The sequence below is a fragment of the Pseudomonas sp. ICMP 460 genome (genome assembly GCF_002723595.1).
Lineage (GTDB): Bacteria > Pseudomonadota > Gammaproteobacteria > Pseudomonadales > Pseudomonadaceae > Aquipseudomonas > Aquipseudomonas kitaguniensis.
The window spans coordinates 42,553-55,431 of record NZ_LKBR01000027.1 but is presented as its reverse complement, the minus strand read 5'-3'; the positions used below and the strand labels follow the sequence as shown (position 1 = coordinate 55,431).

Here is a 12,879-nt window from a genome sequence, read left to right as displayed (position 1 = left end):
GCAGGTGCAGTGTTCGGCACCAGATTTTCGAAGTTGCCGCCGGTAGCGTTGGTGATCGTAGTGCTGACGGTCGAGCCATTGGCATAAACATCGTTGGCCGGAGTATCCACGGCCACGGTGCCAACCGACTCACCCGCCTTAATATTGATCACCGAGCCATTGCTCAAGGTTAAACATCGTTGGCCGGAGTATCCACGGCCACGGTGCCAACCGACTCACCCGCCTTAATATTGATCACCGAGCCATTGCTCAAGGTGACAGTTACCGGCGTCTGCGCTGGATTGGTCAGCGTGGCGGTGTAAGTGATCTGACCGCCTTCGGTGACCGAGTTGTTTGCGGTCAGCGTAACGGTAGTGGTATCGATCGAATCGGCAATCGTAGTGACTGCAGGTGCAGTATTCGGCACCAGATTTTCGAAGTTGCCGCCGGTAGCGTTGGTGATCGTAGTGCTGACGGTCGAGCCATTGGCATAAACGTCGTTAGCTGGTGTATCTACAGCCACAGTACCAACCGACTCACCGGCCTTGATAGTGATCACCGAGCCATTGCTCAAGGTGACAGTCACCGGCGTCTGCGCTGGATTAGTCAGCGTAGCGGTATAAGTAATCTGACCGCCTTCGGTCACGGTCTGGCCAGCCGTCAACGTGACGGTAGTGGTATCGACCGAATCAGCAATGGTGGTCACAGCAGGCGCTGGATCAGGCACCAGATTTTCAAAGTTTCCGCCGGTAGCCGACGTAATCGTGGTGCTGACGGTCGAGCCATTGGCGTAAACGTCGTTAGCTGGTGTATCGACGGCTACAGTACCAACGGATTCACCCGCTTTGATGGTAATCACCGAGCCATTGCTCAAGGTGACAGTCACTGGAGTCTGCGCTGGATTAGTCAGCGTGGCGGTGTAAGTGATTTGACCGCCTTCGGTGACCGAATTGTTTGCGGTCAGCGTCACGGTAGTAGTGTCGATCGAGTCGGCGATGGTGGTTACAGCCGGTGCAGTGTTCGGCACCAAGTTTTCGAAGTTACCGCCGGTAGCGTTGGTGATCGTGGTGCTAACGGTAGAACCGTTGTTGTAAACATCGTTGGCCGGAGTGTCCACGGCCACAGTACCAACCGACTCACCGGCCTTGATGGTAATCACCGAGCCATTGCTCAGGGTGACAGTCACTGGTGTCTGCGCTGGATTGGTCAGCGTGGCGGTGTAAGTGATTTGACCGCCTTCGGTGACCGAATTATTTGCGGTCAGGGTAACGGTGGTAGGGTCGATCGAGTCAGCAATCGTAGTGACTGCAGGTGCAGTGTTCGGCACCAGATTTTCGAAGTTGCCGCCGGTAGCGTTGGTGATCGTAGTGCTGACGGTCGAGCCATTGGCATAAACGTCGTTAGCTGGAGTATCCACGGCCACGGTGCCAACCGACTCACCGGCCTTGATAGTGATTACCGAGCCATTGCTCAAGGTGACAGTTACCGGCGTCTGCGCTGGATTGGTCAGCGTGGCGGTGTAAGTGATTTGACCGCCTTCGGTGACCGAGTTGTTTGCGGTCAGAGTAACGGTAGTGGTGTCGATCGAATCGGTAATGGTGGTGACTGCAGGTGCAGTGTTCGGCACCAGATTTTCGAAGTTACCGCCGGTAGCGTTGGTAATCGTAGTGCTGACGGTGGAACCGTTGGCGTAAACATCGTTGGCCGGAGTATCCACGGCCACGGTGCCAACCGACTCACCCGCCTTAATATTGATCACCGAGCCATTGCTCAAGGTGACCGTTACTGGTGTTTGCGCTGGATTAGTCAGCGTGGCGGTGTAAGTGATCTGACCGCCTTCGGTGACCGAATTGTTTGCGGTCAGAGTAACGGTGGTGGTGTCGATCGAGTCGGTAATGGTGGTTACAGCAGGCGCAGTGTTCGGCACCAGGTTTTCAAAGTTTCCGCCGGTAGCCGACGTAATCGTGGTGCTGACAGTCGAGCCATTGGCGTAAACGTCGTTAGCCGGGGTATCGACGGCTACAGTGCCAACCGACTCACCGGCTTTGATATTGATTACCGAGCCATTGCTCAAGGTGACCGTTACTGGCGTCTGCGCTGGGTTAGTCAGCGTGGCGGTGTAGGTGATTTGACCGCCTTCGGTGACCGAATTATTTGCGGTCAGCGTGACGGTAGTAGTGTCGATCGAATCAGCAATCGTAGTGACTGCAGGCGCAGTGTTCGGCACCAAGTTTTCAAAGTTACCGCCAGCCACACCGGTAATCGTAGTACTGACAATCGAGCCATTGGCGTAAACGTCGTTAGCTGGAGTATCCACGGCAACAGTGCCAACCGACTCACCCGCCTTAATAGTGATCACCGAGCCGTTGCTCAAGGTGACAGTCACTGGCGTCTGCGCTGGGTTAGTCAGGGTAGCGGTGTAAGTGATTTGACCGCCTTCGGTAACCGAATTGTTTGCGGTCAGCGTGACGGTGGTGGTGTCGATCGAATCAGCAATCGTAGTGACTGCAGGTGCAGTGTTCGGCACCAGGTTTTCGAAGTTGCCGCCGGTGGCACTCGTAATCGTAGTACTGACAGTCGAGCCATTGGCGTAAACGTCGTTAGCTGGAGTATCCACGGCAACAGTGCCAACCGACTCACCCGCCTTAATAGTGATCACCGAGCCGTTGCTCAAGGTTCGAGCCATTGGCGTAAACGTCGTTAGCTGGAGTATCCACGGCAACAGTGCCAACCGACTCACCCGCCTTAATAGTGATCACCGAGCCGTTGCTCAAGGTGACAGTCACTGGCGTCTGCGCTGGGTTAGTCAGGGTAGCGGTGTAAGTGATTTGACCGCCTTCGGTAACCGAATTGTTTGCGGTCAGCGTGACGGTGGTGGTGTCGATCGATCTGGCGTCTGCGCTGGGTTAGTCAGGGTAGCGGTGTAAGTGATTTGACCGCCTTCGGTAACCGAATTGTTTGCGGTCAGCGTGACGGTGGTGGTGTCGATCGAGTCAGCAATCGTAGTGATCGCAGGTGCGGTGTTCGGCACCAGGTTTTCGAAGTTGCCGCCGGTGGCACTCGTAATCGTAGTGCTGACGGTCGAGCCATTGTTGTAAACATCGTTGGCCGGGGTATCCACCGCCACAGTACCAACCGACTCACCCGCCTTGATAGTAATCACCGAGCCATTGCTCAAGGTGACGGTTACTGGCGTCTGCGCTGGGTTAGTCAGCGTAGCGGTGTAAGTGATTTGACCGCCTTCGGTAACCGAGTTGTTTGCGGTCAGCGTAACGGTGGTGGTGTCGATCGAGTCGGCGATGGTGGTTATTGCCGGTGCAGTGTTCGGCACCAAGTTTTCAAAGTTACCGCCGGTGGCACTCGTAATCGTGATGCTAACGGTGGAACCGTTGTTGTAAACATCGTTGGCTGGAGTATCCACGGCCACGGTGCCAACCGACTCACCGGTCTTTATGGTAATTACCGAGCCATTACTCAGGGTGACGTTTACCGGCGTCTGCGCAGGATTGGTCAAAGTAGCGGTGTAGGTAATCTGACCGCCTTCGGTGACCGAATTGTTTGCGGTCAGTGTAACGGTGGTGGTGTCGATCGAGTCAGCAATCGTAGTGATCGCCGGTGCAGTGTTCGGCACGAGGTTTTCGAAGTTACCGCCGGTAGCGCTCGTAATTGTGGTGCTAACGGTGGAGCCGTTGTTATAGACGTCGTTGACCGGAGTTTCGAAAACCACAGTACCAGCGGACTTGCCCGCTTCAATGACGATGGTTTGGCCGTTGCTCAATGTCACGGTGACCGGCGTTTGCGCTGGGTTAGTCAGCGTAGCGGTGTAAGTGATGTTGCCGCCTTCGGTGACCGAGTTGTTTGCGGTCAGCGTGACGGTGGTGGTGTCGATCGAGTCAGCAATCGTAGTGATCGCAGGTGCGGTGTTCGGCACCAGATTTTCGAAGTTACCGCCGGTGGCATTGGTGATCGTAGTGCTGACGGTGGAACCGTTGGCGTAAACATCGTTGGCCGGAGTATCCACGGCCACGGTGCCAACCGACTCACCCGCCTTAATAGTGATCCCCGAGCCATTGCTCAGTGTCACGTTTACCGGCGTCTGCGCAGGATTGGTCAAAGTAGCGGTGTAGGTAATCTGACCGCCTTCGGTGACCGAATTGTTTGCGGTCAATGTGACGGTGGTGGTGTCGATCGAATCAGCAATGGTGGTTACAGCAGGCGCTGGATCAGGCACCAGGTTTTCAAAGTTGCCGCCGGTAACACCGGTAATCGCAGTGCTGACCGTCGAGCCATTGGCGTAAACGTCGTTAGCTGGAGTTTCGAAAACTACAGTACCAACGGATTTACCTGCCTCAATAACAATCGTTTGACCATTCGAAAGCGTCACTGTCACTGGCGTTTGCGCAGGATTAGTCAGCGTAGCGGTGTAAGTAATCTGACCGCCTTCGGTGACCGAGTTGTTTGCGGTCAGTGTGACGGTGGTGGTGTCGATCGAATCGGCAATGGTGGTTACAGCCGGTGCAGTGTTCGGCACCAGGTTTTCGAAGTTACCGCCGGTAGCGCTCGTAATTGTGGTGCTAACGGTGGAACCGTTGTTGTAGACGTCGTTGGCCGGAGTATCGACGGCCACGGTGCCAACCGACTCACCCGCCTTAATAGTGATCACCGAGCCGTTGCTCAAGGTCACAGTCACTGGCGTCTGCGCTGGGTTAGTCAGCGTAGCGGTATAAGTAATCTGACCGCCTTCGGTCACAGTCTGGCCAGCCGTCAACGTAACGGTAGTGGTATCGATCGAATCAGCAATGGTGGTTACAGCAGGCGCTGGATTCGGAACCAGATTCTCAAAGTTGCCGCCAGTCACACCGGTAATAGTCGTGCTGACCGTCGAGCCATTGGCGTAAACATCGTTGGCCGGGGTATCCACGACCACCGTACCAACCGACTCCCCAGCCTTGATGGTAATGACCGAGCCATCGCTCAAGGTGACAGTCACTGGCGTTTGCGCTGGGTTAGTCAGCGTGGCGGTATAAGTAATCTGCCCGCCTTCGGTCACAGTCTGGCCAGCCGTCAACGTAACGGTAGTGGTATCGATCGAATCGGCAATGGTGGTTACAGCAGGCGTTGGATTCGGAACCAGATTCTCAAAGTTGCCGCCAGTCACACCGGTAATAGTCGTGCTGACCGTCGAGCCATTAGCGTAAACATCGTTGGCCGGGGTATCCACGGCAACAGTGCCAACCGACTCACCAGCCTTAATAGTGATCACCGAGCCGTTGCTCAAGGTCACAGTCACTGGCGTCTGCGCTGGGTTAGTCAGCGTAGCGGTATAAGTAATCTGACCGCCTTCGGTCACAGTCTGGCCAGCCGTCAACGTAACGGTAGTGGTATCGATCGAATCAGCAATGGTGGTTACAGCAGGCGCTGGATTCGGAACCAGATTCTCAAAGTTGCCGCCAGTCACACCGGTAATAGTCGTGCTGACCGTCGAGCCATTGGCGTAAACATCGTTGGCCGGGGTATCCACGACCACCGTACCAACCGACTCCCCAGCCTTGATGGTAATGACCGAGCCATCGCTCAAGGTGACAGTCACTGGCGTTTGCGCTGGGTTAGTCAGCGTAGCGGTGTAAGTAATCTGCCCGCCTTCAGTAACGGTCTGGCCAGCCGTCAACGTAACGGTAGTGGTATCGATCGAATCAGCAATGGTGGTAACAGCAGGCGCTGGATCAGGCACCAGGTTTTCAAAGTTGCCGCCGGTAACACCGGTAATCGCAGTGCTGACCGTCGAGCCATTGGCGTAAACATCATTGGCGGGAGTTTCGAAAACTACAGTACCAACGGATTTACCTGCCTCAATAACAATCGTCTGACCATTCGAAAGCGTCACTGTCACTGGCGTTTGCGCAGGATTAGTCAGCGTAGCGGTGTAAGTAATCTGCCCGCCTTCAGTAACGGTCTGGCCCGCAGTCAGCGTGACGGTAGTGGTATCGATCGAATCAGCAATGGTGGTAATAGCAGGCGTTGGATTCGGAACCAGATTCTCAAAGTTACCGCCAGCCACACCGGTAATCGTAGTACTGACAGTCGAGCCATTAGCGTAAACATCGTTAGCCGGAGTATCCACGGCAACAGTGCCAACCGACTCACCCGCCTTGATAGTGATCACCGAGCCATTGCTCAGGGTGACAGTCACCGGCGTCTGCGCTGGATTAGTCAAGGTCGCGGTGTAACTAATCTGCCCGCCTTCAGTAACGGTCTGGCCAGCCGTCAACGTAACGGTAGTGGTATCGATCGAGTCGGCAATGGTGGTTACAGCAGGCGCTGGATCAGGCACCAGATTTTCAAAATTGCCGCCAGTCACACCCGTAATAGTCGTGCTGACCGTCGAGCCATTAGCGTAAACATCGTTAGCCGGTGTATCCACGACCACCGTACCCACCGACTCCCCAGCCTTGATGGTAATCACCGAGCCATCGCTCAAGGTGACAGTCACGGGCGTTTGCGCAGGATTGGTCAAGGTCGCGGTGTAAGTAATCTGACCGCCTTCGGTCACAGTTTGCCCGGCCGTCAGCGTAACGGTGGTGGTGTCGATCGTATCGGTAACCTGGGTAACGGCCGGGGTAGTGTCGGTGGTCAGCGCAAGATTGTTGCCACCGGTTGTACCGGTCACGGTGACGCTGATCTGGCTGGCATCAATGTACGGGCTGTCATTCGCAGCCAGCGGCACGTTGACGGTGCCGGTGGTTTGGCCGGCGGTGATGGTGATCACCGCGCCGTTGGAGAGGGTGATGTTGAGGTCGCTTGTCGACGCCTGTGTCACGGTGGCGGTGTAGGTCAGTACGCCGCCTGCTTCGGTGATGGTCGGGGTCGCGCTCAGGCTCAGGGTCGAGGCCTGCAAGGCTTGGTTGCCCGTGCCGGTGGTGGCCTGGGCGCCGGCGAGCTGAGTCTGCGTCGTGTTGGCCTGGCCGATTGGGGCGGTCGGGAAGCCGATAGTCGGGTCGACGCTGCCGGCGGTTGCGTCCAGCACGACGAAGCTATGGCCACCGCCCGCTGCGCCATTACCGGCAGCGGCTGGGCCTGCGGCCGTGGCTTCCAGGTCGGTGGTCGGGTCGGCACCGGCGGCGATGGCTTGCTGCAGTTCGGCAACCGACGGCGCGGCCTGCTCGGTGGCAGCCGCCAGGTCGAGGCTGGAGTCAGGCGTGTCGGCGCTCCACTGGGTATCTCGGCCCAGGTCCAGCGTGCGGCCGTCGGCCAGTTCCAGGGTCACTGAGCCGGACAGGCCGGTATCGACTTGGTCGCCCGCGAACAGGCGATCGCCTTCAATGAGGACGCGCCGCGCGCCTTCCGGAGAAATAACGAAAACTTGACCAACAATGCTTTTGACGATGGCAACAACACTGCTCATTAAGATTTCTCCGGCGATGCATTTTGATGATTTCCGTATGGCGGCTCACACATAGAGCGCCAAGTCGGAGGGGCGTAGTCTAATAAAATAATGACGTCAAATAATTGGCTAGAACTTTTAGTTATCTAGTTTATGCCAAACTATTGACCTTGCGGTCGCCATCCTAAACAATCGCCCCCGTAATGTCACATTGATATTTACGCGGCGAACCGTCCTACATATGCGAAGCAGTTCCTCTTTTGAACTATCCGACGTACGGTCATTACGCTAACCATTTTCCGGCGCAGCGACGTGAATTGCTGTGAGTTGAAACAAGAAGTCCTGGGGATTTTTTAGATGCGTTTGCACCTGCTTATGGCAATACCGTTCGTTCTCGCCGCCGGTTTCGTACACGCCCAAACATTGCCCCAGGCGATGCAGCAGGCGCTGGATGTGCATCCGGAAATTCAAGCCGGTGTGAACAGCCGCATCGCCGCCGATTACCAACTGCGTGCGGCGCAAGGCGGCTACCTGCCGCGGGTGGACTTGAACGCCGGTTATGGCCGCGAAGGCACCAACAACTCCACCACCCGCGCCGCCAACGTTGCAAACGGTGCAAACCGCGACCAATGGGATACGCTCAACCGCGGCGAATCCAGCCTGCGCCTGCAACAAATGATCTTTGACGGCTTCGCCACCTCAAGCGAAGTCGGGCGCCAACAAGCCAACGTCAACTCGCGTGCTTACTCCTTGCTCGGCACGTCCGAGCGCACCGCATTGACCGTCGCTCAGGTTTACCTGGATGTGTTGGCGCGTCGCGAGTTCGTGCGCCTGGCTGAAGAAAACCTGCGCAACCACGAACGCATCTACGACCAAATCAAGTTGCGCACCCAGCGCGGTGTCGGCAACGGTGCCGACCAGGACCAGGCCGAAGCGCGTCTGGCCCAGGCTCGCAACAACCTGATCACCGAGCAGACCAACCTGGCCGACTCCCAGGTCAACTACCTCAGCGCCGTCGGCCAGATGCCCGACGAGCTCGAGCGCCCGGCACCGTTCATGGCCATGCTGCCGGCGGACTTCAACGAAGCGCGTCGTCAGATGCTCGATAACAGCCCGGTATTGCGCTCGGCCGAGTCGGATATTTCCGCCGCCGAAAGCCAGTACGAAGCCGCCAAGTCGACGTTCTACCCGCGCTTTGACGCCGAGCTTGGCACCAATGCCGACAACAACGTCTCGGGTGAGGCCAGCCACAGCAACGGTTGGGAAGCCATGGTGCGCATGCGCTTCAACCTGTTCGCCGGTGGCAGCAACAAGGCTGACCTGCAATCGAAGTCGTACCAGGCCAGCCAGGCCCTGGACATTCGCAACAATGCCTTGCGCCAACTCAATGAAGAACTGGGCCTGGCCTGGAACGCCTTGAACAACGCCAACGCGCAGTTGCCGGTGGCCCAGCAATACGTGGACCACAGCACCCGGGTGCGCACCTCTTACCAGCAACAGTTCGGCCTGGGCCAACGTACCCTGCTGGATTTGCTCGACAGCGAGAACGAATTGTTCACCGCTTCTCGTCGCCTGGAAGAGATCAAGAACATTCAGTTATTTACTCAATATCGAATCAAGGCGACCATGGGCGAATTGCTCAAAAGCCAAGGCGTAGTCGCACCCATGGCCTCCGTGGTGCAGAACGACGTGAAGCCTAAAGTCCAACTGCCCGGGATGAATTGAGTCACCCCCTATAGATAGCCCCATCTGCTAGTCGAGAGTGCACCGCGTGGAATCCGAAGTCAGTCGAGTTCATCTCAGTCATGATCCACGCACGCTGCATGACGACCCGTTACTCGACGGGCTGTTGGCGCTCTGCGCACTGCATCAAAAGCCTGCCAGCGCGGCCATGCTCACCACCGGCCTGCCGCTGCCGGCGCAACGCCTGAGTGCCGACTTGCTGTCACGCGCCGCTGCACGGGCCGGGCTGCAAGGCCGGGTGCTGCAACGCAAACTGGAACAGATTCCGGTGATTGCACTGCCGGCACTGTTGCTGCTCAAAGACGGCCGCAGCACCGTGCTGGTGGGGTGGCAGGGCGAGGACCACGCGCGCATCCTGCTGAGTGAAAGCGACGGCGGTGAGGTGCTGATCAAGCGTGAGCTGTTGGCCGACGACTACATCGGCAAGGTCTTCTTCGCCCAGCCGCAGCACAAATTCGACGTTAACCACGGCACCCTGATTCCTCGGGCGCGTTCGTGGTTTCGTGACACGCTCAAGCGCTCGCGCTGGCTTTACACCGACGCCATCGCCGCGAGTTTTTTGATCAACATCATCGCCATGGCCGCGCCGCTGTTTGTGATGAACGTGTATGACCGCGTGGTGCCGAACCAGGCCACGGCCACCTTGTGGGTGCTGGCTGTGGGCATCTGTGGCGCGTACCTGTTCGACCTGATTCTTAAAAGCCTGCGCAGCTTGTGCCTGGACCTGGCCGGTAAAAAAACCGACCTGATCATTTCGGCCACGCTGTTCGAGCGCATTGTCGGCATGTCGATGAAGTACCGCCCGGCGCGGGTCGGCAGCTTCGCGCAGAACATCCATGAATTTCAAAGCCTGCGCGATTTCCTCGCGTCGCTGACCCTCACCAGCCTGATCGACCTGCCGTTTACCCTGCTGATTTTTCTGGTCATCGCCATGCTCGGCGGGCATCTGGTGTGGATCCCGGTACTCGCGTTTCCAATCGCCTTGGGCATTGGTTATGCGTTGCAAAAACCGCTGGTGGCGACCATGGAACGGACCATGTCGCTGGCGGCCGAGCGCCAGTCGAGCCTGATCGAAACCCTCGCCGGGTTGGACGCGGTCAAAGTCAACAACGCCGAAAGCGAGCGCCAGTACGGCTGGGAACAGACCATCGGCACCCTCAGCCGGCTTGAACTGCGGGTTAAGTTGCTGTCGGGCTTGTCGATGAACATGACCCTGCTGATCCAGCAATTGGCCGGCGTGATCATGATTGTCTTCGGCGTGTACCAGATCATCGACGGCAACCTCAGCATGGGCGGCCTGATTGCCTGCTACATGCTCAGTGGCCGCGCGTTGAGCCCGTTGGCCTCGCTGTCAGGCCTGCTCACGCGTTACCAGCAAGCCAAGGTCACCATGGCCTCGGTGGACCAGATGATGGAGCTGCCGCAAGAGCGCAATTTTGAAGAGCGCCCGATGAGCCGCCGCACCTTGCAAGGTGCCATCGAGTGCCGGGGCCTGAACTTCACCTACCCGAACCAACAGAATGCCGCGCTGAAAAACGTCAATCTGGTGATCAAGCCGGGCGAAAAAATCGGCATCATTGGCCGCAGCGGCTCGGGTAAAAGCTCCCTCGCCAAACTCATCGTCGGCCTGTATCAGCCGGACTCCGGCGCCTTGCTGGTGGACGGCGTGGACGTGCGCCAAATCGACGTCAGCGAACTGCGCCACAACATCGGCTATGTCGCCCAAGACATCCAATTGCTCGCAGGCACGCTGCGCGACAACCTGGTGTCCGGCGCACGCTATGTCGAGGACGAAATGGTCTTGCAGGCCGCAGAACTGGCTGGCGTGCACGAGTTCGCGCGCCTGCACCCGCAAGGCTATGAGCTGCAAGTCGGCGAGCGTGGGCAGAACCTGTCCGGCGGCCAGCGTCAAAACGTTGCTCTGGCGCGCGCACTGCTGCTCAACCCGCCCATCCTGCTGCTGGACGAACCCACCAGCGCCATGGACAACACCGGTGAAGAACGCTTGAAACAACGCCTGCAATCGGTGGTGCAAAACAAGACGGTGGTGCTGGTCACGCACCGCGCCTCGCTGCTCTCGCTGGTCGACCGCCTGCTGGTGGTCGACCGTGGGCAGATCATCGCCGACGGCCCGAAAGCCGTGGTTATGGAAGCGTTGAAAAAGGGGCAGATCAGTGTTGCTTAATTCCATCAAGGGCGCGGTCGGGCGCTACTTCAAAGGCTCCGACTCGCTGCAGGGCCAGCCCTTGCCCGAGGTCAACAAAGCGCTGATCGAAGATGCGCCGCGCGTTATTCGGCTGACCATCTGGGCGATCATCGCGTTTTTTCTGTTCCTGGTGACGTGGGCCGGTTTTTCCAGCATCGACGAAGTCACCCGTGGCGATGGCAAGGCGATTCCTTCTTCCAAGCTGCAGAAAATCCAGAACCTGGAAGGCGGTATCGTCTCCGAGTTGTACGTTAAGGAAGGCCAGATCGTAGAAGCCGGCGCGCCGTTGATTCGCCTCGACGACACGCGTTTTGTTTCCAACGCCGGCGAGACCGAAGCCTTGCGCTTGTCCATGCAACTGCGCGTCGAGCGCTTGAGCGCGCAGGTGGATGATCGCCCGCTGAACATCCCCGCCGATGTGCTCAAAGCCGCGCCGAGCCAGGCCGCCAGCGAGCGCTCGTTGTACGAAAGCCGCCGCCAGCAATTGAAAGACGAAGTCGGCGGCTTGCAGGAGCAACTGGTGCAGCGCCAACAGGAACTGCGCGAGTTCACCTCCAAACAAAGCCAGTACCGCAGCCAGTTGTCGTTGCAGCGCCAAGAGATCGACATGTCCGAGCCGTTGGTGGCGCAGGGTGCGGTGTCGCCGGTGGAAGTGTTGCGCCTCAAGCGCGCCGAGATGGAAACCCGTGGGCAGTTGGACGCCACCACGTTGGCGATTCCCCGCGCCGAATCGGCGATCAAGGAAGTGCAGCGCAAGATTGACGAAACCCGTGGCAAGTTCCGCAGCGAGGCGCTGACCCAGCTCAACGAAGCCCGCACTGAACTGAACAAGGCCGAATCCACCGGCCGCGCGCTGGAAGACCGCGTCAGCCGAACGCTGGTGACCTCGCCGGTGCGCGGGATCATCAAGCAGTTGCTGGTCAACACCGTCGGCGGCGTGATCCAGCCGGGCAGCGACATGGTTGAAATCGTGCCGCTCAACGACACCTTGCTGGTGGAAGCGAAGATCCGCCCGCAAGACATCGCCTTTCTGCACCCTGGGCAAGAAGCGATCGTCAAATTCACCGCCTATGACTACACCATCTATGGCGGCCTGAAGGCCAAGCTGGAACGCATCGGTGCCGACACCATTACCGATGAAGACAAAAAAACCACCTATTACATGATTACCTTGCGCACCGATCGCAGCCACTTGGGCACTGATGAGAAGCCGTTGTTGATTATTCCCGGCATGGTCGCGTCGGTGGACATCATCACCGGCAAGAAAAGCATCCTGAGTTACCTGCTCAAGCCGATCATCAAGGCGCGGGCCGAGGCGTTGCACGAGCGGTGATTTGTAGTGCCTGCAAGGCGCTCATCGGGAGCAAGCCCCCTCCCACACTCAATTGCATGCTTGTGTAGAGCGAGCCCACATTTTAAATGTGTCCACACATCAAAATGTGGGAGGGGGCTTGCTCCCGATGAGGCCATCAGCCCGACCACAAACCCCAGCCCTAATGCATATCGATATGCACTAACGGTATTTAATCGCGCGTTCTTATATCTATAAAGTCACTCCCCTGTCCGACCG

3 protein-coding genes and 1 pseudogene (1 of these 4 only partly in view) are annotated in these 12,879 nt (G+C 57.8%); 3 read left to right on the top strand and 1 reads right to left on the bottom strand.

Annotated elements, in window-relative coordinates; translation table 11 throughout:
• Window positions 1-7,381, bottom strand: a pseudogene (locus AO240_RS29380) (retention module-containing protein) (its annotated part extends 2,929 nt beyond the left edge of the window); the annotation flags it as partial.
• 336 nt (window positions 7,382-7,717) lie between these two features.
• Here AO240_RS29380 and AO240_RS18635 point away from each other — a divergent pair.
• Genes AO240_RS18635 through AO240_RS18625 form a run of 3 tightly spaced genes read left to right on the top strand, consistent with a single transcriptional unit; the run spans window position 7,718 to window position 12,642 of the window.
• Window positions 7,718-9,085 (top strand): TolC family outer membrane protein, encoded by a 1,368-nt coding sequence (locus tag AO240_RS18635; protein WP_099238190.1) that lies wholly within the window; start codon window positions 7,718-7,720, stop codon window positions 9,083-9,085.
• Between the two features lie 46 nt (window positions 9,086-9,131).
• A complete protein-coding gene (locus AO240_RS18630; RefSeq protein WP_099238188.1) occupies window positions 9,132-11,288 on the top strand; it encodes a type I secretion system permease/ATPase in 2,157 nt (718 codons plus the stop codon).
• The gene (locus AO240_RS18625; RefSeq protein ID WP_058412996.1) at window positions 11,278-12,642 is read left to right on the top strand and encodes an HlyD family type I secretion periplasmic adaptor subunit; all 1,365 of its coding nucleotides are present in this window, start codon (window positions 11,278-11,280) and stop codon (window positions 12,640-12,642) included. Before AO240_RS18630 ends, AO240_RS18625 begins: the two co-directional genes overlap by 11 nt.
• The last annotated feature ends 237 nt before the right edge of the window (window positions 12,643-12,879 follow it).

What these genes read in the sequence shown, in the direction of transcription:
- AO240_RS18635 (WP_099238190.1), top strand. Translation starts at nt 7,718, where the DNA reads ATGCGTTTGCACCTGCTTATGGCAATACCGTTCGTTCTCGCCGCCGGT.